Source organism: Agrobacterium sp. SORGH_AS_0745 (assembly GCF_030818995.1).
GTDB lineage: Bacteria > Pseudomonadota > Alphaproteobacteria > Rhizobiales > Rhizobiaceae > Agrobacterium > Agrobacterium tumefaciens.
Map to the genome: position 1 here is coordinate 602951 of NZ_JAUTBI010000004.1, position 24478 is coordinate 627428.

The 24478-nt window shown below is 57.7% G+C and carries 30 protein-coding genes and 2 pseudogenes; 30 read left to right on the forward strand and 2 right to left on the reverse strand.

Features of this window, described 5'->3' with window-relative positions:
- Positions 1–51: 51 nt before the first annotated feature.
- From QE432_RS26430 to QE432_RS26465, 8 genes are all read left to right on the forward strand, one after another.
- Complete coding sequence (locus tag QE432_RS26430) at positions 52–879, forward strand: oxidoreductase (protein ID WP_306627456.1); 828 nt, start codon at positions 52–54, stop codon at positions 877–879.
- Positions 880–934: 55 nt separating this feature from the next.
- Complete coding sequence (locus QE432_RS26435) at positions 935–1525, forward strand: TetR/AcrR family transcriptional regulator (protein WP_306627458.1); 591 nt, start codon at positions 935–937, stop codon at positions 1523–1525.
- A gap of 67 nt (positions 1526–1592) precedes the next feature.
- A complete protein-coding gene (locus tag QE432_RS26440) occupies positions 1593–2219 on the forward strand; it encodes a hypothetical protein (RefSeq protein WP_306627460.1) in 627 nt (208 codons plus the stop codon).
- A gap of 108 nt (positions 2220–2327) precedes the next feature.
- On the forward strand, positions 2328–3182 hold the full coding sequence (locus QE432_RS26445; RefSeq protein WP_306627462.1) for a cytochrome b/b6 domain-containing protein: 855 nt from the start codon (positions 2328–2330) through the stop codon (positions 3180–3182).
- Positions 3179–3955 carry a molybdopterin-binding protein gene (locus tag QE432_RS26450; protein ID WP_115064261.1) on the forward strand — a complete coding sequence of 259 codons (777 nt, stop codon included), beginning with the start codon at positions 3179–3181 and terminating at the stop codon, positions 3953–3955. Before QE432_RS26445 ends, QE432_RS26450 begins: the two co-directional genes overlap by 4 nt.
- 34 nt (positions 3956–3989) lie before the next feature.
- The gene (locus QE432_RS26455) at positions 3990–4319 is read left to right on the forward strand and encodes a hypothetical protein (RefSeq protein ID WP_115064263.1); all 330 of its coding nucleotides are present in this window, start codon (positions 3990–3992) and stop codon (positions 4317–4319) included.
- 51 nt (positions 4320–4370) lie between these two features.
- Complete coding sequence (locus tag QE432_RS26460; RefSeq protein WP_115064264.1) at positions 4371–4955, forward strand: DUF308 domain-containing protein; 585 nt, start codon at positions 4371–4373, stop codon at positions 4953–4955.
- A 26-nt stretch (positions 4956–4981) separates the two neighbouring features.
- The gene (locus tag QE432_RS26465) at positions 4982–5293 is read left to right on the forward strand and encodes a chorismate mutase (protein ID WP_373465235.1); all 312 of its coding nucleotides are present in this window, start codon (positions 4982–4984) and stop codon (positions 5291–5293) included.
- A gap of 67 nt (positions 5294–5360) precedes the next feature.
- On the opposite strand, the gene QE432_RS26470 is transcribed toward QE432_RS26465, so the two are convergent.
- Positions 5361–6224, reverse strand: a complete 864-nt coding sequence (locus tag QE432_RS26470; protein ID WP_112154516.1) for a LysR family transcriptional regulator — start codon at positions 6222–6224, stop codon at positions 5361–5363.
- A 108-nt stretch (positions 6225–6332) separates the two neighbouring features.
- Here QE432_RS26470 and QE432_RS26475 point away from each other — a divergent pair, with 108 nt between their 5' ends.
- The 17 genes and pseudogenes from QE432_RS26475 (at position 6333) to vapC (ending at position 22197) form a co-directional block, all read left to right on the forward strand.
- The gene (locus QE432_RS26475; RefSeq protein ID WP_306627465.1) at positions 6333–7157 is read left to right on the forward strand and encodes an oxidoreductase; all 825 of its coding nucleotides are present in this window, start codon (positions 6333–6335) and stop codon (positions 7155–7157) included.
- A gap of 46 nt (positions 7158–7203) precedes the next feature.
- On the forward strand, positions 7204–8052 hold the full coding sequence (locus QE432_RS26480; protein ID WP_113049380.1) for an alpha/beta fold hydrolase: 849 nt from the start codon (positions 7204–7206) through the stop codon (positions 8050–8052).
- A 65-nt stretch (positions 8053–8117) separates the two neighbouring features.
- On the forward strand, positions 8118–8648 hold the full coding sequence (locus QE432_RS26485) for a VOC family protein (protein WP_112154519.1): 531 nt from the start codon (positions 8118–8120) through the stop codon (positions 8646–8648).
- Positions 8645–9379 carry a L,D-transpeptidase gene (locus QE432_RS26490; RefSeq protein ID WP_373465236.1) on the forward strand — a complete coding sequence of 245 codons (735 nt, stop codon included), beginning with the start codon at positions 8645–8647 and terminating at the stop codon, positions 9377–9379. Before QE432_RS26485 ends, QE432_RS26490 begins: the two co-directional genes overlap by 4 nt.
- Before the next feature lie 106 nt (positions 9380–9485).
- Complete coding sequence (locus QE432_RS26495) at positions 9486–10250, forward strand: alpha/beta fold hydrolase (protein WP_112154588.1); 765 nt, start codon at positions 9486–9488, stop codon at positions 10248–10250.
- Positions 10251–10566: 316 nt separating this feature from the next.
- Positions 10567–10956: a RidA family protein gene (locus tag QE432_RS26500; RefSeq protein ID WP_112154521.1), complete on the forward strand. Its 390-nt coding sequence runs from the start codon at positions 10567–10569 to the stop codon at positions 10954–10956.
- A gap of 333 nt (positions 10957–11289) precedes the next feature.
- On the forward strand, positions 11290–12141 hold the full coding sequence (locus QE432_RS26505; protein ID WP_112154522.1) for an SDR family NAD(P)-dependent oxidoreductase: 852 nt from the start codon (positions 11290–11292) through the stop codon (positions 12139–12141).
- 42 nt (positions 12142–12183) lie between these two features.
- A complete protein-coding gene (locus QE432_RS26510; RefSeq protein WP_112154523.1) occupies positions 12184–12801 on the forward strand; it encodes a class I SAM-dependent methyltransferase in 618 nt (205 codons plus the stop codon).
- A gap of 159 nt (positions 12802–12960) precedes the next feature.
- Positions 12961–13815 carry an oxidoreductase gene (locus QE432_RS26515; RefSeq protein WP_112154524.1) on the forward strand — a complete coding sequence of 285 codons (855 nt, stop codon included), beginning with the start codon at positions 12961–12963 and terminating at the stop codon, positions 13813–13815.
- 10 nt (positions 13816–13825) lie between these two features.
- Positions 13826–14854 carry an AraC family transcriptional regulator gene (locus tag QE432_RS26520; RefSeq protein ID WP_112154525.1) on the forward strand — a complete coding sequence of 343 codons (1029 nt, stop codon included), beginning with the start codon at positions 13826–13828 and terminating at the stop codon, positions 14852–14854.
- Positions 14855–15417: 563 nt separating this feature from the next.
- Positions 15418–15702, forward strand: coding sequence for a YMGG-like glycine zipper-containing protein (locus QE432_RS26525; RefSeq protein ID WP_112154526.1), 285 nt, complete (start codon positions 15418–15420; stop codon positions 15700–15702).
- Between the two features lie 199 nt (positions 15703–15901).
- Positions 15902–16576, forward strand: a complete 675-nt coding sequence (locus QE432_RS26530) for a response regulator (protein WP_112154527.1) — start codon at positions 15902–15904, stop codon at positions 16574–16576.
- A 1-nt stretch (position 16577) separates the two neighbouring features.
- Positions 16578–17927 (forward strand): sensor histidine kinase, encoded by a 1350-nt coding sequence (locus tag QE432_RS26535; RefSeq protein WP_113049378.1) that lies wholly within the window; start codon positions 16578–16580, stop codon positions 17925–17927.
- 247 nt (positions 17928–18174) lie between these two features.
- A complete protein-coding gene (locus QE432_RS26540) occupies positions 18175–19368 on the forward strand; it encodes an efflux RND transporter periplasmic adaptor subunit (RefSeq protein ID WP_112154529.1) in 1194 nt (397 codons plus the stop codon).
- A gap of 8 nt (positions 19369–19376) precedes the next feature.
- Positions 19377–21324, forward strand: a pseudogene (locus QE432_RS26545) (MacB family efflux pump subunit).
- A gap of 241 nt (positions 21325–21565) precedes the next feature.
- Complete coding sequence (vapB, locus tag QE432_RS26550; protein ID WP_112154531.1) at positions 21566–21796, forward strand: type II toxin-antitoxin system VapB family antitoxin; 231 nt, start codon at positions 21566–21568, stop codon at positions 21794–21796.
- A complete protein-coding gene (vapC, locus tag QE432_RS26555) occupies positions 21796–22197 on the forward strand; it encodes a type II toxin-antitoxin system tRNA(fMet)-specific endonuclease VapC (RefSeq protein ID WP_112154532.1) in 402 nt (133 codons plus the stop codon). The genes vapB and vapC overlap by 1 nt, the downstream gene beginning before the upstream one ends.
- Positions 22198–22272: 75 nt before the next feature.
- On the opposite strand, the gene QE432_RS26560 is transcribed toward vapC, so the two are convergent.
- On the reverse strand, positions 22273–22503 hold the full coding sequence (locus tag QE432_RS26560) for a BrnA antitoxin family protein (protein WP_112154533.1): 231 nt from the start codon (positions 22501–22503) through the stop codon (positions 22273–22275).
- 152 nt (positions 22504–22655) lie between these two features.
- Between QE432_RS26560 and QE432_RS26685 the strand changes: the two genes are divergently transcribed.
- From QE432_RS26685 to QE432_RS26585, 5 genes and pseudogenes are all read left to right on the forward strand, one after another.
- The gene (locus QE432_RS26685) at positions 22656–22847 is read left to right on the forward strand and encodes a VOC family protein (RefSeq protein WP_082546275.1); all 192 of its coding nucleotides are present in this window, start codon (positions 22656–22658) and stop codon (positions 22845–22847) included.
- A 116-nt stretch (positions 22848–22963) separates the two neighbouring features.
- Positions 22964–23180 (forward strand): annotated as a pseudogene (locus QE432_RS26570) (arginase family protein); the annotation flags it as partial.
- 359 nt (positions 23181–23539) lie between these two features.
- Entirely contained in the window at positions 23540–23677 is a 138-nt protein-coding gene (locus QE432_RS26575; protein WP_306627472.1) for a low affinity iron permease family protein, read from the forward strand.
- 304 nt (positions 23678–23981) lie between these two features.
- The gene (locus QE432_RS26580) at positions 23982–24140 is read left to right on the forward strand and encodes a hypothetical protein (protein WP_306627474.1); all 159 of its coding nucleotides are present in this window, start codon (positions 23982–23984) and stop codon (positions 24138–24140) included.
- A 102-nt stretch (positions 24141–24242) separates the two neighbouring features.
- On the forward strand, positions 24243–24478 hold a 236-nt coding region (locus QE432_RS26585), incomplete at its 3' end, for a PepSY domain-containing protein (protein WP_306627476.1).

Genomic DNA, 24478 nt, shown 5'->3' on the forward strand with positions numbered 1-24478 from the left:
GTTGTCTCCAGATTATCTGTCACATCGACGGGTAATCAAGGAGTTTCAGAAATGTCGAGCAAAACGTTTTTCATAACAGGGGCTAACTCGGGCTTTGGGCTGGCCATCGCCACTGCCGCAATCGAAGCCGGTCACACCGTCATAGGGACCATCCGCTCCGAATCATCACGTGACGTGTTGTCAAAGGACCTCCCAGCGCTTCACCCGGTCCTTTGCGACGTCACCGATTTTGATCGTATTCCGGTCGCGGTGCAGCAAGCGGAGGAAGAGCATGGCCCAGTCGATGTGCTGATCAACAACGCCGGATATGGGCACGAGGGTGTGCTTGAGGAATCGCCGATCGAGGAGATGCGCCGCCAGTTCGACGTGAACGTGTTTGGCGCCGTTGCAGTCGCCAAGGCGTTTCTCCCAAGGTTCCGTGAGCGCCGAAGCGGCTTTATCGTCAACGTCACGTCGATGGGCGGCATGATCACCATGCCCGGCATCGCCTATTACTGCGGCAGCAAGTTCGCGTTGCGGGGTATTTCAGAGGTCATGCGGTCGGAAATGGCGCCGTTCGGTGTGCACGTAACAACCCTTTGCCCCGGCTCGTTTCGGACGGACTGGGCAGGCCGTTCCATGGTCCGTACAGAGCGTTCTATTGCTGACTATGATACCCTGTTTGATCCGATCCGCGAGGCGCGTCAGGCAGTGAGCGGCAAGCAGCTCGGAAATCCGCAAAAGCTCGCCGACGCGGTGCTGACCCTCATCGAATCTGACAATCCCCCGCCGCAACTTCTCCTTGGCAGCGATGCGCTTAAACATGTAACGGCGCGGACCGAACGCCTGACCCAGGAAATCGAAGCTTGGAAGGGCGTGACTGTCTCCACGGACGGCTGACGCAAACCGAAAATTTGCTGTTGACGATCTGCCTACTAGAAGGTAGACAAGCTGCATGAGCAATCTTTCGACCACCTCGGACGACATTCTGGCGTCCGCCCGACACCTTCTGATAAGCGGCGGCTACAATGGCTTCAGCTACGCCGATATCTCGAAGATTGTCGGTATCCGCAAAGCAAGCATTCATCATCATTTTCCCAGCAAGGTCGATCTGGTGCGTGAGCTGGTCAAGCGTTATCGGGAGGATGGCCAGGCAAGCGTGGCAGTCCTTGAGCAGAAGGTTCCGAATGCTCTGGACATCCTCAAGGCTTATGCAAACCACTGGGCTGCATGCATTGAGGATGCCAGCAGACCCTACTGTGTCTGTGCTATGCTTGCCAGTGAACTGCCATCCCTCCCCACGGAAGTCGCAACCGAGGTGACGAACTTTTTTCGCTTCATCTCCTCGTGGCTGGCATCGGTCATGGAGCGCGGTTCCAAGCAGGGCGAACTGACCCTTACCAGTGCGCCGCATGTTGAAGCCGAAACATTTCTGGCAACCGTCTACGGGGCAATGCTTTCGGCGAGAGCCAATGGGAAGCCAAAAGTGTTCTCAATGATACTCGAACCTGCCCTCAATCGTCTCACGCCGACGGTTTCTCACTAATCCTGCGTGGCAAGGCTACTCGGGTCAATCGCGTCCATCGAAACTACCAACTAGTAGGAAGATAAAAATGAGAAATACTTTCCCAGCCTTGGCCCTCGGGCTGACCAGCATCCTTGCTGTAACTGTCCTTTCAGCACCCGCATCTGCCGAAGATAAGAAAGCCGCGCCGATCCATGTCCGCGGCAGCATCGTCGACTACCAGGCGTCAACGCTCAAGGTGAAGACCCGCGAAGGCGAGACTGTCGACGTGGCCCTTGCCAACGACTGGAAAGTCGCCAGCGTTGCCAACGCAAAGGTCACCGACATCAAGCCGGGCGATTTTGTGGGTATCGCATCATTGCCAAAGGCCGACGGCGGCGATGGTGCGCTTGAGGTCCTCATTTTCCCGCCGGCAATGAAAGGCACAGGCGAGGGGAGCTACGGTTGGGATCTGAAGCCCGACAGCAGCATGACCAATGCGACGGTCGCGGATGCCGTTAAAGGCGTCGATGGCCGGACTGTCACCGTGACCTATCATGGCAAGGAAAAGAAGATCGCCATTCCGGATGGGACACCGGTCGTGACCATCGCCGCGGCCACCAAGGATGATCTCGTTCCTGGCGCCGTTGTCTTCATCACCGCCGAAAAGACTGCAACAGGCCCCATCGCCCATCAGGTGGTCGTCGGCAAGAATGGCGTGGTTCCACCCATGTGAAGAACACGCCGTCACTGGCCGGAGCAGCCGCCTTACTGCTTCGGCCCGTGACTACAGATCGACGCTGCTTGGTGTGCAGCCGCTAATGCACAGATGAAAGACGCTGAGATGAGCGCAGACGCTTCCAATGACAATGTTCAATACCCTCGGACGATCTTTATCCGCCGCCACTCCGTTGTGACTCGGCTTGCGCACTGGCTGAACGTGCTTTGCCTGGGCTTCCTTCTTTTGAGCGGGCTTCAGATCTTCAATGCCCACCCGGAGCTTTATTGGGGTCATTATGGCGCGAACGGCGATCCCGCCATCCTGACAATCGGCTCAGATGATGGCGGTGGTCAGCCGCGCGGTTTCGTTCGTATTGCCGGGCTGGAGATCCCCACGACGGGCGTGCTTGGCGTTTCTCAGGCTGACGGCGAACAAGTCTCACGCGCTTTTCCCTCCTGGGCAACCATCCCTTCATTCCAGGATCTTGCGGCCGGACGTCGCTGGCATTTCTTCTTCGCCTGGCTGTTTGTGATCAACGGCATTGTCTATCTCGGCTTCAGCGTACTGAGCGGACATTTCCGCAAAGACCTCGCGCCAAAACCCCATGAGATCTCGCCGCGCCACCTCGGCCGCGAAATCCTCGACCACGCTCGGCTCCGCTTTCCGGAAGGGGAGGAGGCCAAACACTACAACGCGCTTCAAAAGCTCACCTATCTGGCGGTCATTGTCATTCTGCTGCCGCTGATGGTGCTCACAGGTTTGACAATGTCGCCGGGCGTCGATGCCGCTCTGCCGTCCCTTGTCGATATTTTCGGCGGACGCCAGTCCGCGCGCACGATCCATTTCATCACAGCGTCGGCGCTTGTCATCTTCGTCATCGTGCACGTGGCAATGGTGGTCCTTTCCGGGACTTGGAACAACATCCGCTCGATGATCACCGGACGCTATGCGATCCAGGAGAAAGGCCAGAAATCATGAGCAAGCTTTTCACCCGACGCCGCTTTCTCATCGGCGGCACGCTCGGGGCCAGCGCCCTTACTCTCTCGGGTTGCGACCTCTTGGACCAGAACGCAGACGTCGCAAAAGTCCTTCGCTCAGCTGAGCATCTGACCATGAAAGCCCAAAGACTGCTTCAGGGGCGCGATGCACTGGCGCGCGAGTTTGACGAAAAGGACATTTCCCCTTCCTTCCGTGTCAATGGAACGAGTGCTCCCGACAGCGATGAATATGCGGAACTGTTGGAAGGTCACTTCGCAAACTGGCGACTGAAGATCGACGGTCTTGTTGATCGGCCTCGAGAGATTTCGCTCATAGATCTGAAGGCGCTTCCTTCCCGCACCCAGATCACTCGCCATGACTGCGTCGAAGGCTGGAGCGCCATCGCCAAGTGGAGAGGCGTTCCGCTCGCCCATCTGTTGCGCCTTACCGGCGTCAAGCCGACGGCGCGATATGTCGTCCTGCATTGTGCCGACGAGCTCGAAAAGACGCTCGACGGAAGCGGCCGCTATTACGAGAGCATCGATCTCATCGACGCGGTTCATCCGCAAACCATCCTCGCCTACGAGATGAACGGCGAGGACCTTAGCGTCGGTCACGGCGCGCCCTTGCGTCTCAGGGTCGAGCGGCAACTGGGGTACAAACAGGCCAAGTACATCATGCGCATCGAACTGGTCGACAGCTTCGCCGGCCTGTGGGGCGGGAACGGCGGCTATTGGGAAGATCGCGGCTACGAATGGTACGCCGGCATCTAAGGCCAACAAATGGCGAACCACAGGAAAACAATCCATGAGCCGGCGCAAAGTCCAGAAAGTGATGCCGATTTCATCAATTGCACCTTCACGACAGGTCGAAATCAACCAAACCAGTTCGATCCTCTCGGATCCTGACGGCCGATGGGCGGCGAGGCACCAAGAGGCGATCAGCGATGCCTTCGAGAAAAGTGCGCGCATCAAGGGTTCCCACGGCGGCGGGGCAAAGGTTTCCTCTCAAGGCGGCTCGCATGACCTCGATAGTTCCGAGATGTCAGCCGGGAAACTCTCCGGCGAAAGCCATCGGATCGGCTCTACTGAATGGGACGAGAACACCCTCTTCGGCAAGCATGTCGTCTTCATCTGACGACGCTAGCGCAAACCATCAATCAACCAGTTCAGAAAGTGGAAGAAAACAATGTCGCACAACCAGACCTCCCGTGCCCCGCGCGGCAACGACCAGTGGCTCAAGCAGTACTACTTTACCAGGGCGGCCTTCTCAGTGCTGTGGGTCGCGGCTGCGTTGACTGCCGGACGGCATTCCTTTGCGGTGGCTGCCGCACTGCTGATCATCTATCCCGCTTGGGATGCAATCGCGAACGTTATCGATGCCACAAGGAGCGGTGGTCTTGCCGCCAACCGGAGCCAAGCGATCAACGTCGCAGCGAGCTCGGTTATGACGATAGCCGTGATCCTGGCGTTGACAATGAACATGAACTGGGTTCTCGGCGCTTTCGGTCTATGGGCGATTTTTTCGGGGCTGTTGCAGCTTGGAACTGCCGTGAGCCGTTGGAGAACGAGTGGAGGGCAGTGGGCGATGATTTTGAGCGGTGGCCAATCCTCTTTGGTCGGTGCACTCTTCATCTTTCAAGCGCAAATGCCGCAGGAACCTTCTATCTCAACGGTTGCGGGCTACGCTGGCGTCGGGGCATTCTACTTTCTGGTTTCGGCAATTTGGCTGTCGATCGCCCTGTCGCGTCGCAGTACGCAACCCATCTCGTAAGCGCTACCTCGCGCCAATGAAACCGCTTGGAAGATATTCAAATGATGACAGATGATGCGGCAGGGCAACTTGCTTCCTATCGGAGTACCATCGACAACCTGGATTCAGCTCTCCTCTATATCCTGGCCGAACGCTTTCGCTGTACCGAGCAAGTCGGCCACTTGAAGGCTAAGCAGGCGTTGCCGGCAATCGATAATGAGCGAGAGCGACGCCAATTGGATCGACTGATGAGCATCGCTAGTGATGTTGGCCTCAGTGGGCACTTTGTCGAACGGCTGATGACAATGATCGTGGGTGCTGTGGTTGAGCGGCATAGGGAGATTGCGGCCAAGAAGTAAGTTGTCTGTCGCGCCTGTGCTACCGCAGCCGTGGATCGGAGTGGAAAATCGATCTTCTTTGGGCGGCTTACCATGCAGCGGTTTTTGTGAGGTGGTCCGAGACGGTCGCGATAAACGCCCGAAGACGCTGAAGACGTCGCAGGTCCCGGTGATATCCCATCCAGATGTCTCGCGCCGGCGGGGGCTTAGGTAGTTCCAGTCTGCGGATACCCGGGATCTGATTGCCCACGACGCGGGGCAGGACGGCGATCCCAACGCCCTGCTTGCACATTCGTGCCTGGACGTTTCGGTTGTTTGATCGCAGCACGGGTCTCGCGTTCGGGAAACTCTCGGCGAGCCAGGCTATGTCGGGGAATTGCCCTGTCGAAGTATCGTGGGTGATCAGCCGGAAACCTGTCCCGTCGCCATATTTAGGGTCAGGCGACTCCTCGGCGATGTAGACGTCGTATTCGAGCCTGAAGAGCCGCCGTTGAATGACATCTGCAGTGTCGAACGGAACGATGCGAAAGGCGACGTCGGCCTCCCTTTGGGCGAGGTTGAACAGGCGAGTGCCGGTCAGGATTTCAACGTCTACATTGGGGTAGGCTTTCGAGAAATCTGCCAAAATGGGAGGCAGGACATAAGCCCCGAACCAGTCTGCTGATGAGATGCGCAGATTGCCTTTGAGATTTTGCTCCTGCCCGGCGAGCCGGCGCTCCATGGCAAGCGCGCCTTCTTCCATCTGCTCGGCCAGGGCGATGATCCCATGGCCCTCCTCGGTCAGCACGAGACCGTCCGCGGTCCGCTGGAAGAGCGTGTGGCCGATCGCCTCCTCAAGGGCGCGCAGCCGTCTGCCGACGGTGGGATGGCTTGTATGAAGAGCACGTGCAGCGCCGCCGAGCGTTCCGGATCGCGCAATCGCAAGGAAGATTTTTACGTCACTCCATTCCACGGGCACGCCCTTACAAAAATGAACATTGAAAATACAAAACTGTCACTTCAAGTACAAATCTAAACATATAGATTCAAGTCAAATTTCGAAAACAAGAGGAGAAACGTCATGAGGACTTGGTTCATCACAGGCTGCTCGAGCGGCTTTGGACAACGGCTCGCGATCGCTGCAGCACAGCGGGGCGATCAGGTTGTCGCTACTGCCCGAAACGTCAACTCGATCGAAGAAATGGCTCGGCCATTCGACGGCCGTATGATCACCGTGCCGCTCGACGTGACAGATGCGGCGGCGGCCAATACCGCGGTCGCAAAGGCCGTCGAGACATTTGGGGGTTTTGACGTGCTGGTGAACAATGCCGGCTACGGACTGTTTGGGGCGCTCGAGGAGGGCACGCCCGAAGAATATCGACCGATGTTCGAGGTGAACGTTTTCGGTCTTATCGAAACCACCAGGGCAGCCTTGCCTGCACTGCGACGTTCGGGCGGAGTGATCGTCAACATGTCTTCTGGCGCAGGGATCGCGGGCAGTAGCGGCGCAGCATATTACAATGCAGCCAAGTTTGCGGTTGAAGGGGTTTCCGAAGCACTCTCCGGCGAGCTGAAACCGTTCGGCATCCGAGTGCTGATCGTCGAGCCTGGGCCATTTCGGACCGACTTCCTTGGACGTTCGATCACGATGGCGGCCAAAGAGATGCCGGAATACGCCGCAAGTTCGCGCAGGCATTATCGCGAAACCAATAACGGCAACCAGGCAGGCGATCCCGACAAGGCGGTTGCAGCGATCCTGAAGGCGGTCGATGCGGATGACGCTCCGCTTCATATGCCGCTCGGCCCGGTCGCGCATTCGATCGCTGAGCGGAAGTTGGTTTCGTTTCGCCGTGATATCGACACCTGGCGCGACATCTCGATCGCGACCGATTTCGATCAGCCCTGAGCTGATCGTTAGCACTCTTTAACCTCAACATCGACGGGAAAGAGTTATGATCCCAACATTGGAAGGGTTTGCCCAGCAGCTGGTGCCGGTCAATGGCATCAAGATCAATGCCGTCACGGGGGGCTCCGGCCCGCCGATCCTTCTGCTTCACGGTTGGCCGGAAACCTGGTGGGAATGGCACCACGTCATGCCGCTGCTGGCCGAACATTTTAGCGTGGTGGCGATTGATCTGCGCGGTGCGGGTTTTTCCGACTGCCCGCTTGACGGCTATGACAAGGCGACGATGGCGCGCGATGCGCACGAAGTAATGCTCGCCCTTGGGCATAATCGCTATGCCGTGTGTGGCCATGACATTGGCGGAATGGTCGCATTGCCGCAGGCCGCTATCTATCGAGATTCGGTTACTCACCTTGCTGTCCTCGATGTTCCGCTTCCTGGCTGGAGCCAGTGGGAGGCGACGACGGCAAAGATCTGGCACTTCGCGTTCCATGCTAACCGGGATCTGCCGGAGCGCCTGATTTATGGCCGTGAGTACGACTATATCTCGGCCTTCATGGCAGAGCGGTTCCACGATCACAGCACCTTCAATCCTGAAGACATCGACATCTATGCGAAAGCCATGGCCCTTCCTGGCCGCACGCGCGGCGGATTGGAATGGTATCGCACCCTCGCTGCCGATCATGCGGCCGCGCTGGAATACAAAAAGCAATCGCTTGAGATACCCGTTTTAGGTCTCGGCGGGGAGCAGCGCTTCGGTGCGCAGATGGTCGCGATGCTCGAGGAGTTCGCCACAGATGTTACGGGCGGCTCGATTGCCCGCTGCAGTCACTATGTGGCTGACGAGCGCCCGGATGAGGTGGCCGCTGCTCTCATCGATTTCTTCAAGGCCAAGTGAACTCTGCGATCCGGGCAAATTGAGCCCGATCGCGTTCATCGATTCAACAAGAAAGGAAAACTATAATGACCGCACCTCAAATTCGCGGCGTCAACCATATCGGCATCACGGTGCCCGACATCGAAGCGGCAAAATCGTTCCTTGTGGAAGCTTTTGGTGGCCAGGTGATCTATCAGTCCTTCGGACCTCAGGATCCTCCACGGCAGGGGCCCGAATTCGAACGGGCCACCGGCGCATTCCCTGGAACGGTGATCCGTGCACAGGCTATGGTTAAGATCGGAACCGGCCCAGATATTGAGCTCTTCGAAATGCACGGCCCCAAACAAGCGCAGCCGGTTGCACCGAGCGACTTCGGCATTACGCATTTTGGTGTCTATACCCACGACATCGACGCATCGGTTGAGCGCTTTGAGAAAGCCGGCGGAACAGCCCTTACGGCGCCACGCGCTATTCCCTACGCAACCGAACAAGGTCCTGGAAACAAGGTCTGCTATTGCCGCACGCCGTGGGGCACGATGATTGAGTTTATCACTACGCCTGATCGCATGGCCTATCATGACCAGACTGATCTGCGCAGGTGGCAGGACGAGGATTGAGCGTGAGCTTTGATACCTCGTTATCCCGCCGCAGCCTCCTGTCGCTTTCGGCGATCGCTGCGGCCTCGGCCCTGGCAGGGTGCGCCTCCACCGCTGGCGCGGGCCGGATGGTGGGGCGACAGTCGACGCCTCTCCGGGATCCGATCGGCCCTGTCCACATCGCACCTGCACCGACAGATTCCGAATTGGCCGTCATGTACGGCCCTATCGAGGATGGCGGCTTTCTGATCCCGGCGGTTCCCTACAAACAGATTGATTTGCGCTACTATCGCCAGCAGGTCCTCGACCCAACTGGCGAGGCGCCCGGCACCATCGTCGTCGACACCCCCTCCCGCTTCCTCTATCTCGTCCAGCCGGGTGGGACCGCGATGCGCTATGGTGTTGGCATCGGCCGCGAGGGCTTTGCCTGGCAGGGCAACGGCGTCATTCAGTGGCGTCAGAAATGGCCCCGCTGGAAGCCGCCGAACGAGATGGTCGCGCGTCAGCCGGAACTGGCGAAGTATTCGATCGAGAATGGTGGCATGGAGCCGGGCCTGAAAAATCCGCTCGGTGCGCGAGCGCTCTACATCTTCTGCGGCGGCCGGGACACACTCTATCGTCTGCACGGCAATCCGCAATTGCGCTCGATTGGCAAGGCCGTTTCGTCCGGCTGTGTGCGGCTGCTCAACCAAGACATTATCGACCTCTATGAACGCGTGCCGATCAAGGCGCCAATTGTCGTCAAGCAGTAAGCGCAAGCGATCACGTGCGTCCCTCCTTGGATAGAGGAGAGACATGTCCTTCAGCGCTTTCAAAGCCTCCGTAATTCCCCGCACAAAACTCAAGGAACTACCGACCATGTCGAACTTCAGTAAAGCGGCCCTTGGCCTCATTGCCGCGCTTTTGTCTTCCGCTGTCCTGACAGCCCCAGCCTTAGCGGACGCGCGCAACATCGTGCTTGTCCATGGCGCGCTCGTGGATGGTTCGGGCTGGCGCGGCGTCTATGACATCCTGGCCCGGGACGGCTATAATGTCAGCATTGTCCAGCAGCCCCTGACAAGCCTGGATCAGGACGTTGCAGCCACGAAGAGCGTGCTTGATCAGCAGGACGGGGACGTCGTTCTCGTCGGCCACAGCTATGGGGGCACGATCATCACGGCAGTAGGTAACGATCCCAAGGTCAAGGCACTTGTTTATGTCGCAGCGCTCCAACCTGAAAAAGGTGAAAGCACGGCACAATTGCTCCAGTCTATGTCTATGCCGTCACCCACCAAGGATATTAAGCTGTCGAAGGATGGGTTCCTTCTTATCGACCGGGCAAAGTTCGCTGCGGATTTCGGGGCAGATCTGCCCAAGGATCAAGCCGAGTTCATGGCCCGGTCGCAAATGCCTGTCGCCGTCGTCGCCACCGATACAACGGTTTCCGCCGCAGCGTGGCACGAGAAGCCCAGTTACGCTATTGTAGCGAAGGACGATATGACGATAAACCCCGACTTGGAGCGCTGGATGTACAAGCGTGCCGGTTCAACGGTGACAGAGGTAGAGGGCAGCCACGCTATCTACATCTCTCAGGCGGCTGCAGTCGCAAAGGTTATCGAGGAAGCAGCCAAAGCTGCCAAGTAGCGGCATGCATTCTGCAAAAGCCGCTTGTCTCGATGAACTTGTTAGCTGCGTCCCGTCTGGGACGTGGCGCAGCTGTTTCGAGACATGTACCTGCGCCTGGGAGCGAGCCGTGCAAAACGCAGCCGTCCCTGGCTCAACGATGAGGAGCGTCATCGGCTGAGTTGGCCTGACGCCATGTACAGATGTCACTCCGGCGGGCGAAGTGAAGGACTGTCCGACGTCGCTGGTCGTTTGTACTTTTCATCCAGCAGCGCTTGAAAATTCGCGACGCTTGTATCAGTGCCGCTAGCAACCAGCAAAGATCGCGAGGACCACTATGGATCGAGAGATCATTATACCCGACGAGATGCAGGAGATCGTCAGCCGAGCCGGCTATGCTCCCGCGGTTAAAGTCGGAGACACAATCTACGTCGTCGGCCAAGTCGGGCGAACCAAGGATCTCAAGATTATTCGCGATCCTTCAGAGCAATTCAGAGCTATGTGGGACAATTTACGGATTGTCCTCGAAGCCGCTCATTGCACGTTCGATGACATCGTGGAAATGACAAGCTATCACGTCGAAATGTCCAGGCACATGGACGTGTTCCGGACAGTCAAAAACGAGGTGTTTCCGAAGGGAACCTATGCGTGGACCCGGATAGGTGTCTCTGAGCTCGCGCACCAGGGACTCCTCGCTGAGGTGAAATGTGTTGCCGTAAAGCGATGATGGAACCTTTGTGTCGCGAACGAACCTTTCCACGCTGAGCATTAAAGTTACAGCATCTTAGTGTATCGGAGGCGGTGGACTTTGGTTCGATTCCCTTCAAGGGGGTCGAATAATAAAGCCAGGCGCGTTAAGCTCATGTCTAAATATCATCGCCGTAATTGGTTTTACGATTACTGTGTAAACCCGCTTGCAGCCCATACCGTCTTAACTCGATAACCACGTAGAAACGATAGCTTTGGCGTAGCATGCCAAACCTTTGACGCGTTCGGCCAATGCCTCAGCACCACTCAGCTGGCACCCTTGTTCACACCCTAAGCAACAAGGAGCCAAAAAATGGCAGAGAAAATCTGGTTTATAACAGGCGCATCACGCGGTTTTGGTCGCATCTGGGCCGAAGCGGCACTGGAACGCGGCGACAGGGTCGCAGCCACGGCCCGCAACATAAGAAGTCTATCAGACCTGGTAGAACGTTTCGGTTCTGCCGTGCTTCCGCTCGAACTCGACGTTACCGATAGGAATGGACCGAAGCGCGCGATCGCCGAGGCTCATCGGCATTTTGGAAGGCTTGACGTCGTCCTGAACAATGCGGGCTATGCTCTGGTCGGAGCAGTCGAAGAGATCGACGAGAAGGATCTGCGTGCCGAGCTGGATACCAATGTTTTTGGGATGCTGCGCGTCATCCAGGCCGCCCTTCCGTACCTGAGGGGACAGGGAAGTGGCCATATCCTTAGCGTTTCCAGCGTCGCAGGGATTGTCGCCAGTCCCATTACGGGCGCCTACAACATGTCGAAATGGGCGGTGGAAGCGATGCATGAGGCTCTTGCCAAGGAGGTCGAGCCCTTCGGCATCGAGGTGACGCTGATCGAGCCCGGTGCCTATGCCACCGATTTTGCCAGCGCGACCTCTTTGAAAATGTCGGCAGGGATCGAAGCCTATGCCGAACTTCGTCAGAGCATTTTTGCCGCCGGTGCCAAAATGGCATTCGGCGATCCCCAGGCAACGCCGACGGCCATTCTGGCAATTGTCGACGCTGACAGGCCCCCGTTACGGTTCTTCCTCGGCACGGAAGGCCTTCCCGTCGCACGGGCCGCTTACGCAGCACGCCTGGCGGAATGGGAAGCGTGGCAGAACCTGTCTGATGCCGCCCAAGGCGAGGCATCCATTCAACAGATCGCGTCGCTTTAAGGTCGATAGGGCGCAGTTTTGCACCCTCCAGCCTCCAACTCTATGGAGACAGATTTGCACAACGATACATGGACCTTTCTAAAGTCGTGGGCGGCAAAACCTCTTCAGGTGGCAGCAATAGCCCCATCTGGACGCGCACTTGCGCATCTTATGACGCGTGACATCGGTCCGTTTACCGGGCCAGTGATTGAGCTTGGACCCGGAACTGGCGTCTTCACCAGAAGTTTGCTGACGCGTGGCGTTGCGCCGCGAGATCTCACACTCGTCGAATACGGGCCAGAGTTCGCCAGCCTGCTGCATTCAAGGTTTCCTGGGACGCGAGTGCTTGAGATGGATGCAGCCCGTTTAAAAAGGATCGACTACGACAGCCCGCAGTCGGTGGGAGCAGTGGTCAGCGGATTGCCGCTTCTCAGCATGTCACCTCGAGCGATCATGTCCATCGTCTCGGGCGCGTTTGATCATCTGCGCGCTGACGGCGCGTTCTATCAGTTCACTTACGGCCACCGCTGCCCTGTACCGCAACGCATCCTGGATCGGCTCGGTCTCAGGGCAAGCGTGGTGGGGAAGACAGTCCTAAATATTCCGCCGGCGACCGTCTACCGCATCACGCGCCGTCGATCTCCAAAAACGCCGAGCAAAGTCGTGGCATCAGTTCGCTGATTCCTCGCCGTCGGCCCTGCAAGTAGATTGGCGTAACGCGCAAATTATGTGGCATAAAATGCCAATGCTGCAGACCGTTGGTGTGGCTAGTGTTTGTCGCATAAGCGCGGCTTCCAACAGAGCCGCAGAACCCCTAGTCTGCAGAATGGAGCCAGACACATGACCAACAAAGTGGCACTCGTTACAGGCGCGTCCTCTGGCATCGGAGAATCCACCGCCCGCAAGCTCAAGGACTTAGGTTACACGGTCTACGGCGTCGCACGCCGGGTAGACCGTATGCAGCGCCTAGCTCAGTCCGGAATCAAAATTCTGGCGATGGACGTGACCGACGACGCCTCCATGCAGGCGGGGGTCGAGGCCATCATCGGTGAAACTGGCCGTATCGATGTTCTCGTCAACAATGCCGGCTACGGCTCCTACGGAGCAGTCGAAGATGTGCCGATGGAGGAGGCGAGGGCGCAGTTTGATGTCAACGTCTTCGGAGCAGTACGGCTGACCCAGCTCGTGTTGCCGTACATGCGGGCGAAACGCTCCGGCACGATCGTCAACATTACGTCGATGGGCGGCAAGATTCACACGCCGCTTGGTGCCTGGTATCACGGCACCAAATTCGCTCTCGAAGCGATCAGCGACTGCCTGCGCATAGAAGTCCAACCTTTCGGCATTGATGTTGTCGTGATCGAGCCCGGTGGCATCAAGACCGAATGGGCTGGTATTGCCGCCACCAAGCTGCGTGAAACGTCTGGCCGAGGTCCTTACGCTGTACAGGCCAATGCTATGGCGGAGTCCATGATCGGCGACGCCAGTGTAAAACGCCAATCACCACCGCAGATTATCGCCGACACAATTGCGAAAGCCGTCACTGCTACGAAGCCGAAGACACGCTATGCAATTGGTTTCGGTGCCAAGCCGATGATCTTCATGCGCGGTATTTTGTCGGATCGCGCATTCGACGGTATGATGCGTATGGCGACGGGCATATCAAAGGCTTTGAAAGCCCAGAAAGCTTATTAGGAGGTCGTTGATGGCGCAGATCGACAAATGCAAGGTGCCGCAAGCCTTCTGGATGGCCGCCGACCAGTTCGGCATCCGGCCCGCTGCGCTGTTGCGTCAGGCGCGTCTGCCAGCGACACTCCATCTCAGCGGGCAGGCCTTTGTCACCACGGCACAGTATTTTTCGCTAATGCAGGCGATGGCGGACCTGTCCGGCGATCCGGCGCTCGGGATACGAATGGTGCAGGCTGTCGACACGGCGGTTCATCCGCCGTCGAGCCTCGCAGCCTTCTACGCGCGCGACTATCGTGATGGCCTGGCGCGCCTTGCCCGCTTCAAAAGGCTGTGCACCCCTGAACAACTGCAGATCGTCGAGAGCGGCGGAGATTGTGCCATCTCTGCCGAATGGCAATTTGCTACTCAAGCTGAACCCGCTATCTCGGTGGATATTACCTTCGCAACATTGGTGGAATTGGGTCGACGGGCTAGCGGGCGTTCGATCATCCCGCGTCGGCTGGAACTGGCCCGGCCGGGGCCGGTGAGTTCATTACATTCGGAGTATTTTGGCTGCGCGATACGGACAGGTGTATCGCGCAATCTTCTGGTTCTTGATTCCAACGATCTCGACAGGTCGTTTCCCGGCCACAATCCCGAACTGTTAGAAATGCTGACACCTGCGTTGAGTGCCGCCCTCGGAGAACTGGAAGCCCAAAGCTCGGTCGCCGAGCAGGTCAAACTCGTGCTGAAACGCAGCTTAGCGAGTGGGCAGCCGAGTGTATCCGATGTTGCCAGGCAATTGGGCTTGAGCGAACGTACCCTTCAGCGGCGGATCACCGAGGAGGGATCGACTTTCCGCGACCTTTTATCCGATGCACGCCGCGATCTTGGTCGTCATCTTTTAATCGACCCGGAGACCGACATTGAGGAGGTCGCATGCCTGCTCGGATATCAGGACACAACGTCTTTCTATCGGGCGTTCCGTGAATGGGAAGGCATGCCACCGAACCAATGGCGCGAGATTAACAGATTTAAGGGGATCAACGGCAGCGCTCGCCATTAAGAGTAAGTCGCGCGGGAAGAAATGCGGATTATCGATGCCTATAGTATTGCCTAACCCGGCTTTTCGTCACCAATCACAGAATGAATTTACCGACAACCATTCGCAGTATTTAAAAGCTCCATAACAATAAATTATGACGTAGGCAGCGATCCGCATTAAAATTAATTATTTTGATATCTTAGAATAATCACGGCGCAGATCTGCGGTTCGATTCTCTTCAAGAGCAGAACCTTCAACCGTTTTGGGGTGGGAAGCGGAATGGCGGATTTCAGGCCGAATCCGCGCGGAAGCCGTCCTAAACCGCCGTCAATCCCCGAATGAGAACGTCGGCAAGGGTCTGCTCTCGTTATTTCGACCCACCATCCTGAACGCAGTGATGAACAGGAAGACGTCGGAGCCTATCGATTAGGCGGGCGGAACTACCTGAGAATGGCTGATCGCGAGGACGCGCATCCTACACGAATTTGCGCTTTCGACCGGTGTCGATGCCGACGTTTCTGCGTAACTTCCACGTAATTTTCGGTGGCCATACGTCGCAACGGCGATGGATCGAAAGGACAGACATGAAAAAGATCATTTCAGGCATATTCGTTTGTTTGACGCTGACGGCGTGCAGCCAGACGGAAAAAGGGGCCGGGATTGGTGCGGCCAGCGGCGCAATCATCGGCGGGCTGGCAAGCCGCACGTGGGAAGGTGCTGCAGTGGGAGCCGCTGCGGGTGGCGCAGGAGGGGCTGTCATTGGGAACATCAGTGAACGCAATGACAGGAACCGCCGCGATCGCTGGGAATATCGGGACCGGCGCAGCTACGATTGCAGATATCGGGATAACTACGGTCGCTGCCGATAAAAAACTGGCCTTGGGTGACGGGGGGGCTAAAGGCTAGATGGATACCGGGCAGATTTCGGTTTCCCGTTGCCGAACATCTGGACCGCCGATCGACTTGGCGGCCAGAGGGTCATGGCAGTCGAGTTTATCTGAACCACACATATAATTTGCTGTTAGAATTCCTGAGACAGCTGTCCGGGACTTGCACGATCAGGCCACTATGAAACTTCTGCTTATCGAAGATGATCCGGAAATGACGGATGCCTTGAGGACGGCCCTCTCGCAGCATGGCATCGTGCTTGACGCTGTTGGAGATCTGGCAACGGCGCGGGAAGCAATCGCTATGGCGGATTACGATATTGTCCTTATCGACCGGCAGCTGCCGGATGGTGATGGCAGTACCTTTCTCGCCGATCTGCGCCGCGCGGGTTCAAATACGCGATCGATCATCATCTCTGCTCTGAGGTCGACGGACGAGCGAATTTCCGGCCTCAATGACGGCGCCGATGACTATTTGTCCAAGCCGTTCGAAATTCCTGAGCTGATTGCCAGAATGAGCGCTGTGCTGAGGAGGGCTCCGACGACGGGATCGTCCCTCCTGGCTGCCGGCAACGTTACCTACAATCGCGTGTCATGCGATGTACATGTCAATGGGGTCCGGCTTGCGCTCACCCGCAGGGAACTGCTGATCATTGAAACGCTTCTGAGAAACCGTGGTCGTACCGTGTTGCGCTCGTCCCTTGAGGGGCAGGTCTATTCCTTTGACGATGAGATCCAGTCGAACTCACTGGAATCCAATATGTCTCGTCTGCGCCGAAAACTTGGCGAAGCGGAGGCCGACATTGTTATCAAGAACATTCGTGGCATAGGCTACTACCTTCATGAGCAGAAATAGGATGACCAGCACATCCCTTCGCTGGCGCTTCACTTTTGGTTTTATTGTCCTTCAGCTCTGTGCGGTCATCGCCTCGCTCAGCCTGGTTTTCTATCTCCTTTCCGGCCTCAAGCCCGATGTGGCGATCACGTCCATCTGGCTGTCTCAGGAAATCGCAGATTCAATCCGTCTCGAGCCGAATGGCCGAGCAAGTCTGAAGCCGACGGCTGAACTTAAAGAGATTATGGAAGACTCGCCTAACCTTTGGTTCGTGGCAGACCTGGGCAAAGATATCGTTCTGGCACATGGCGTGCCTCCCGGGAAAATTGCCGACAACATGCCATTCTTGCGGACGTTCAGAAGTGTCGAGCTGCATGGTGATCTGAATGATCCGTTGAGTGTCGCCCGCATGGAGCGTCTCGACACAGAGGCCGGTGAGGCCACGATTTTTGCTGGCGGTGTTCCGATGTCCCAATATGGTGTGACCGTGCTGTTGGGGAACCTTGCCATCGGCGTGCCGGCGCTGATCCTCGTCGCCATGTCCCTCATTGGCGTCCCGTTTGTCACACGCTTGGCTTTGCGATCCTTCAGCGATCTGACGATGCGTCTTGACAGGATCGATCTCGACACACGTGGTGCCCTGGTGGAAGAGCGGGGTCTGCCCAATGAGGTGCTTCGTCTGGTGCGCGACATCAACAGGGCGCTGCGTCGTCTCGATAGTGGCTTTGAGGCGACGGAGCGCTTCTTCGTCAACGCGGCCCACGAACTTCGAACGCCGATCGCTGTCCTTCAGGTGAGGATAGATACGCTTTCACCAGGTGCGGACAAGACACACCTGCAGACGGCCATCAAGCGACTGACAGCGATCGCGAACCAACTTCTCGACACCGAGAAGTACCGGCAGAAGCCCCAGCAGAATGCACCTGTCGATCTCAACAGCGTTGTATCGAAGGTCGTCGCTGACCTCGCTCCCCTAGCTATCGCCGAAGGCTACGAGATTTCGTTCGACAGCGATGCGGAAAACCTGTTCGTTCCCGGTGATGCCGAAGCTCTGGAGCGTGCATTCGTCAATCTGGTCCGTAATGCAGTCCAGTACGGAGGCGGAAGAGGACAGATATCGGTCAGTATTGAGGCTGACGGCAGCGTGACCGTCGCCGATCAGGGCTGCGGAATTGCCGGCGATAAGCAATCGCGCATATTCGAGCCTTTCTATCGAGTCAGCCCTCACGGCTCAGGTGCGGGCCTGGGGCTCAGCATGGTCAACGAGATCGTGACCCGTCACGGCGGCTACGTTGAGCTTTCGTCCGCTCCAGGCAAGGGCAGCACATTTGCCGTGCGCTGGCGCGAGAAGCGCGTTTTCCGGCAGCGCTAGGTCCGTCGCCTGCGCCATCAGGTCAAGGCATCTTCATCCGTCCATATTGGCTGAGCGCGGCCGCGATTGCTCGATGTCTGGCGGGCAATCTCTGGCACGCCATCCACATTGCAATCACTCTTTGCCGATCGGTTGATTTTACGGTGCGTGCCAAACGGATCAGGCGCGACGACCGCTCCACGTAATTTTGGGGTAACTCTCGTGACAGAGAAAGTCCGCAAATTGCAATAGCATGGACCACGACTAAATGACACGACACATTACCCGCAAGCGTGTGATCCTGGCGGCGGCGACCCTTGTGGGTCTGCTGGTCGTCTTTCTCCTGTTTCTGCGTCCGCCGGCAAAGCTTGAACTGGTGACCGCGCAGGCGCGAACGGGTGACATTGAAGAGGTGGTACTGGCGACCGGAGTTCTCGAACCGCTCGAACTGGTGCGCGTCGGTGCCCAGGCCTCGGGTCGCGTTGAGCGTCTGGCTGTCAAGATCGGTGACATCGTCGAGGCTGGTCAATTGGTGGCCGAGATCGATTCCCAGACACGGCGCAACACCTTGCGGGAACGGGAGGCCGCTTTGGCGAACATCCGCGCCGTTCACGCCGCGCGCAGAGCGGGTCTGGTGAAAGCCGAGAAGGATTTCGAGCGTGAGCGTGACCTGCTGGCAGGTGGTTCCACGCCGCGCGCCCAGTATGATGCCGCGGTGGCGATGCGAGACACCGCGCGGGCGGAGGTCCAGTCGCTGGACGCTCAGGTCGCCCAGGCGGAGGTCGGGCTGGAGTCTGCAGGTATAGAGTTGGACTATACGCGCATTACTGCCCCAATCGCCGGCACGGTGGTTGCGATCGTCACTGACGAGGGTCAAACCGTGAATGCCCTGCAGACCGCGCCGACCATCGTCATGATCGCGCGATTGGACACAATGACGGTGCGCGCGGATATCTCCGAGGCTGACGTCGTGCGTGTACGGCGGGGCCTGCCGGTCTGGTTCAGCATTCTTGGCGATCCGAAGCGCCGTTTCGATGGGGAGTTGCGACAGGTGGAACCGGCCCCAGCCTCCATCGTCAACGAGAGCAACGCCGCCGCGAGCCGGATTGGCTCAACCAACGGCGCGGTCTACTACACCGGGCTGATCGACGTGGCGAATGAGGGCGGGGTTCTGCGGCCCTCCATGACGGCGCAGGTGTCCATCGTTCTGAGCCGCGTCAGCGGCGCCGTGCTGGTTCCTCTCAGTGCGGTGGAAGGGGCGCCCCGGGCCGGTGATACGGCGCGTGTGCGCATACTGGACGCGATGGGCGAGGTCCAAATCCGGCAGGTCCAGGTAGGTATCGATAACGGCGCGGACATCCAGATCCTTGGCGGTCTTCGGGCAGGCGAGACCATCGTCCTGGGAGCATCCACGGACGAACGCGCGGATGGCCAGGCTCAACTGGCCGCGGCGAAGGGGTAGGCCGCGCCATGACGGAATCACTGATCCGGGTACGTGGTGTATCCCGCTCCTTCCCCGCAGGCGACGAGATGGTGCGGGTGCTGAAAGACGTCGACCTCGACATAGAGGCCGGCGAGATGATGGCCATCATCGGCGCCTCGGGCTCCGGCAAGTCGACGCTGATGAACATCCTTGGCTGCCTCGATCGTCCGACGGCCGGCAGTTACTGGATCGAAGGGCGCGAGACGTCGAAGATGTCCGCGGACGAACTGGCGGCGCTACGCCGTGAGCGTTTTGGTTTCATCTTCCAGCGCTATCATCTGCTTGGCGACCTCAGCGCGGCCAGTAACGTCGAGGTGCCAGCCATCTATGCCGGACGCAGCCGATCCGACCGGCACAAGCGAGCAATCTCCATGTTGACCCGACTGGGCCTGGCCGAGCGGACGGGCAATATTCCGGGCAAGCTTTCGGGCGGCCAGCAGCAGCGGGTGTCGATCGCCCGCGCCCTGATGAATGGCGGCGAGATAATTCTGGCCGACGAACCGACCGGAGCGCTGGATACACACAGTGGCGCCGAAGTTATGAAGATCCTGCGCGAGCTTCACGCCGAAGGGCACACCATCATCCTTGTCACTCACGACAAGAAGATCGCCGAACACGCGGATCGGGTTGTAGAGATCAGCGACGGCGTTATCATTTCCGACGAGCGCAATATATCCAAATCAGCCGCGACGGCCCGGCCAATCCGCGAACATGCGGGGGCTGGCTGGCGTGGCGCAATTGATCGGATGACTGAGGCCTTTCGTATGGCGGGCGTGGCAATATGGGCGCACAAGATGCGCTCGCTTCTAACCATGCTCGGCATCATCATCGGTATCGCCTCGGTGGCGGCTATCTCGGCACTGGGAGCCGGTTCGCAGCAACAAATCCTGAGCAGTATCAGTTCGCTCGGCACCAACACGATCGAGGTGCGTGCCGGTAAAGGCTTCGGCGATCTGGAAGCGGGCAAGATACGGACGCTGGTTCCCGCCGATGCCGAAGCGCTGGTGAACCAGCCCTATGTCGACAGCGTGACACCCAGCATCGCGACGAGCGTAACTGTCAAGCGCGCCGCTGTGGCCGTCAGCGCAACAGTTACCGGGGTCGGCGCGGACTTCTTTCGTGTACGGGGCCTCACCTTGGCGCATGGACAACTGTTCGACCGCCCAGGATGTTACCACCTACAGTCAGAATGTGGTGATCGATGCAAACGCCGCGCGAGACCTGTTTCCAGACCGGGTGAACCCAGTGGGGCAGGTCATCCTTCTGGGCACAATGCCGGCGAGGGTGGTAGGTGTGACGAAACGGGAAAACTCCTTCGGCCCCGCAATTGATACATTGACCGTTTATGCGCCTTACACAACCGTGATGGGTCGCATGCTGGGTCGTCCGAACGTCGACGGCATAACGGTCCGTATCAGAGACGATGTCGACCCGGGCAATGTCGAGGCCGCAGTTTCGCGCCTTATCGAGCGTCGGCATGGTGCGAAAGACTTCTTCCTCACCAACTCGGCAACCATTCGCGAGACGATCGAGACCACCACGCAAACCCTGACGCTGCTGATTTCGTCAGTCGCCGTGATCTCGCTGATTGTCGGCGGCATCGGCGTGATGAATATCATGCTGGTGTCCGTGACCGAACGTACCAAGGAGATCGGCGTTCGTGTGGCCGTTGGCGCTCGCCGCAGCGATATCCTCTCCCAGTTCCTGATCGAGGCAATTCTTGTCTGCCTTGTCGGCGGCTTCATGGGAGTCATGCTCGCCCTCGGGATCAGCGCTCTTTTCAATTTGCTGAGCCCCGACTTCAAAATGATCTTCTCTTCCGGCTCCATCATGGTGGCCTTCGCCTGCTCGACCCTGATCGGAATCGTCTTCGGCTTCCTTCCCGCCCGCAGTGCGGCAAAGCTGGACCCGATCGAAGCCCTGGCACGTGACTGAAGACCCCGCAGACGTCTGGTCGGTAGCGATGCAACGATATACGTGTCCATCCACACAGGGAGCCTCCGGTAAACCCGGGGCGGTTCAGATCGACGGTTCTGATCTTTTCAAGGCGAAGACGACTGGTTGCAACGCTGATCACATGTGCCTGAGCAGATTTGTTGCGTATATCCCATTGACATATCCCACGAGAAGAACTATGTAGGCTATGCAGTTATTGATGCAATCCGGAGGCATGTAGATGGAGCAGGGCGCAGTATTCCAGAGCAATCGGAGCCAAGCAATACGTTTGCCGAAGGCGGTCGCTCTGCCCGATGACGTAAAGCGTGTCGATATCGTTGCGGTAGGACGCACTCGCATCATCGCACCAGCCGGTGAGATCTGGGACAGTTGGTTTGAAGGAGCGGAGGTGACATCCGACTTTATGATTAAGCGTGACCAGGCTGCTCCGCAGGAGCGCGAGGCATTCTAGTGCTAAAGTACATGCTGGATACCAACATCTGCATTTTTACGATCAAGAATCGACCTCAGCAAGTGCGCGATGCGTTCAACCGCTCACATGATCAGCTTTGCATCAGCTCGGTCAGCCTAATGGAATTGATTTACGGAGCGGAAAAGTCAACCAGTCCAGAAAAGAACCTTTCTGTTGTGGAGGGTTTCGCTGCGCGCCTCGAGGTGCTCCCGTACGATGAATTAGCAGCAAGCCATACGGGTCAATTGCGAGCCGAACTGGCACGCAGTGGCACTCCGATCGGTCCATATGATCAGTTGATTGCGGGGCACGCACGCTCGCGCGGATTGGTTATGGTTACCAATAATCGTCGTGAATTTGATCGCGTACCCGGATTACGAGTGGAAGACTGGACTTCGTAGTTTCAAACATTGATCACCTGGCGGATCCCATAAGCATTCAACTACCGGGTCGTCGCACAATATCCCGTTGAGAGCTTAATTGGACACATTCATTGCGGCTCGCAAGGTATCGTTGATGCGCTCTTGCCACCCCTGACCGTCCGCCTGAAAATGTGCGAGGACATCGCTGTCGCTCTTCAATGATACAAGCTCCTTGGTGTTAGGGATTGCAGGCCGTTCAACGGCCGGCGCTGCGACCTTCTTTGCCGGTTTGAACAGCGCCTCGGCTGCGTCTTTCGGATTGGACGGTCGTCTGGGTGTTGCCATGGTCGTATCCCTTTTGTGTCGTGCGCCTGAATAGCGCAGCCGGTCGGTTTCGTTTCCAGGCTGTATCTCCAACACAGCGGCGGTCGCAGCCCACGTGTAGCGGCACGTTTCACTTCAGCGTCCAGGTTCCCATTGACGGAAAACCAGCAACGGTGGGCAATGGCACTCATATAGCCTTTGTTGTCGAGGGTCGTTCGATGGTCGATCGATTTTATGCTGCGGCATTAAAATATGGCGGTAGCGACGATGGGGCTCAGCCGGATTACGATGTCAATTATTATGCGGCGTTCGTCCGCGATCCGGATGGTCACAAGATCGAGGCCGTGACCTATTCCGCGAAATAGCCGCTAACGGAGGCACGTATGCGAACCCGTCCTTATGCAATTGTCTAAGCTCCCTCGACGTTGGGCCTGGCCACCGACGGTGCAGCCCGACCGATTCTTGAGCCTCGGTCTTGCGATTTTTCATCCATCTTGATGCCGATTACCTCGACGACGCCCCATGCCGGCAGTGGATTTCCGTATGCCGGGCGGGTTGTCGTGGGGTGAACTGGGAACCGTGCTTCGGGTTGCTTGGCGAGTGGCAAGGCAGTCGGTATCGAGATCACCATCTATAATCCACTCCTTGATGAAGATAGTGGGGCCGGGCGTGGTCTGGTCGACGTGCTCGCACACTGACCGTAAAAGGCAAACCGAAGCTAGGTTGCGCCGTGCGACCGAGGACGGGTGACACTAAAGCTGCGCAGTGTTCGTCGCCCCGCCGATTGCTCCTCATTCTCCCAGAAGCCGGTAGGGGTTTTGGTCTATCGTGTAAGCGCTAATGCCTTTTCCAGCACGGGATCCCGATCCATGCACAAAACAAAGGCGCCCGTGCAAGAGAGATATTGCGAGGCCTCAAATGCAACGGTCGCTCAACATGTTTGGACGTCCTTGCCTTCTTGTTCGGAGTCTTTGAATTCTGATCTATAGATTTCGCTTATCGTCGAGTTGGCAGCGTTATTTTATCGCCTTCAGCCCCAAATTTACTGTTTGGGGTCTTGGAGGTCTGGCAACTAATCATCAATACGGCCACCACCATTGTCACCTCCCTCATGATTTTTCGTGCAGGACTTCCAGATAAGGATTCCGCGGCAATGGAAGCCAATGAAACGCCGGGAGCGGTGGAGAAACCATGATAAGCATGTCTGTGCGTAACACCGTGCATCTGGCTGCTGCTTTAAAAACCACTGCGTATCCAGGGCGCAACGCCTAGCAGCCGGGTCCAGCGAGCGGGTTTAACCGCTTCTCCAATAGTTGAGGTTAGCTGCCGCACGTCGACGTCGGTGGTCGTCATATTCTTCTGTATGACCAGGCTTCATCTCACGAAAACGCACGTTTTTATATGCCAGCAATTATTTTTCGGAACTCTCCGTATGTCGTGCGGTTCGGGAGGCGTCCAATTTCGGACCTTTCGAAATCGTCATATGGAGGAGACGAGTCGTGACAAATCAAGGCGGTACCCATCAGGACCAGAAAAGCAGCGGCAGCAAGAACGGCAACGACACACGCCAATCCTCCGCCAAGGATGACACCAAGCAGAGCGGCACGCATGAGCAGCATGTGAAGGGCGGCAAGCAAAGTCACAAGAACGACCGGTGATACCGATCTGCAAACGGGTTCCCGTCGGATGGAAGGGAACCCGGAACGAAAAGTCGATTGGCCCCACAGACGGGCAAGGATACCAAGCGGAGGAAAAACCAGATGAAAACGATTATTCTCGTTGCGGCATTTGTTGGAGCCAGTGCGCTTTCGGCCTTTGCCCAGCAGGCTCCGGCCGCCAATCCCGGCGGAGACACGCCGGCTGTCGCGACACCGGATAGCAAGAACCCCACAGCGCCGGTGGAAGGCGCCAACAGCTTCACCGAGGCGCAGGCCAGGGAACGCATCGAAGAGGCGGGATACACCGGGGTCAAGGACCTGAAGAAAGACGACAAGGG

Coding starts and splice junctions, on each gene's coding strand:
- QE432_RS26430 (WP_306627456.1), top strand. CDS start 52: ATGTCGAGCAAAACGTTTTTCATAACAGGGGCTAACTCGGGCTTTGGG.
- QE432_RS26435 (WP_306627458.1), top strand. CDS start 935: ATGAGCAATCTTTCGACCACCTCGGACGACATTCTGGCGTCCGCCCGA.
- QE432_RS26440 (WP_306627460.1), top strand. CDS start 1,593: ATGAGAAATACTTTCCCAGCCTTGGCCCTCGGGCTGACCAGCATCCTT.
- QE432_RS26445 (WP_306627462.1), top strand. CDS start 2,328: ATGAGCGCAGACGCTTCCAATGACAATGTTCAATACCCTCGGACGATC.
- QE432_RS26450 (WP_115064261.1), top strand. CDS start 3,179: ATGAGCAAGCTTTTCACCCGACGCCGCTTTCTCATCGGCGGCACGCTC.
- QE432_RS26455 (WP_115064263.1), top strand. CDS start 3,990: ATGAGCCGGCGCAAAGTCCAGAAAGTGATGCCGATTTCATCAATTGCA.
- QE432_RS26460 (WP_115064264.1), top strand. CDS start 4,371: ATGTCGCACAACCAGACCTCCCGTGCCCCGCGCGGCAACGACCAGTGG.
- QE432_RS26475 (WP_306627465.1), top strand. CDS start 6,333: ATGAGGACTTGGTTCATCACAGGCTGCTCGAGCGGCTTTGGACAACGG.
- QE432_RS26480 (WP_113049380.1), top strand. CDS start 7,204: ATGATCCCAACATTGGAAGGGTTTGCCCAGCAGCTGGTGCCGGTCAAT.
- QE432_RS26485 (WP_112154519.1), top strand. CDS start 8,118: ATGACCGCACCTCAAATTCGCGGCGTCAACCATATCGGCATCACGGTG.
- QE432_RS26495 (WP_112154588.1), top strand. CDS start 9,486: ATGTCGAACTTCAGTAAAGCGGCCCTTGGCCTCATTGCCGCGCTTTTG.
- QE432_RS26500 (WP_112154521.1), top strand. CDS start 10,567: ATGGATCGAGAGATCATTATACCCGACGAGATGCAGGAGATCGTCAGC.
- QE432_RS26505 (WP_112154522.1), top strand. CDS start 11,290: ATGGCAGAGAAAATCTGGTTTATAACAGGCGCATCACGCGGTTTTGGT.
- QE432_RS26510 (WP_112154523.1), top strand. CDS start 12,184: ATGGAGACAGATTTGCACAACGATACATGGACCTTTCTAAAGTCGTGG.
- QE432_RS26515 (WP_112154524.1), top strand. CDS start 12,961: ATGACCAACAAAGTGGCACTCGTTACAGGCGCGTCCTCTGGCATCGGA.
- QE432_RS26520 (WP_112154525.1), top strand. CDS start 13,826: ATGGCGCAGATCGACAAATGCAAGGTGCCGCAAGCCTTCTGGATGGCC.
- QE432_RS26525 (WP_112154526.1), top strand. CDS start 15,418: ATGAAAAAGATCATTTCAGGCATATTCGTTTGTTTGACGCTGACGGCG.
- QE432_RS26530 (WP_112154527.1), top strand. CDS start 15,902: ATGAAACTTCTGCTTATCGAAGATGATCCGGAAATGACGGATGCCTTG.
- QE432_RS26535 (WP_113049378.1), top strand. CDS start 16,578: ATGACCAGCACATCCCTTCGCTGGCGCTTCACTTTTGGTTTTATTGTC.
- QE432_RS26540 (WP_112154529.1), top strand. CDS start 18,175: ATGACACGACACATTACCCGCAAGCGTGTGATCCTGGCGGCGGCGACC.
- vapB (WP_112154531.1), top strand. CDS start 21,566: ATGGAGCAGGGCGCAGTATTCCAGAGCAATCGGAGCCAAGCAATACGT.
- QE432_RS26560 (WP_112154533.1), bottom strand. CDS start 22,503: ATGGCAACACCCAGACGACCGTCCAATCCGAAAGACGCAGCCGAGGCG.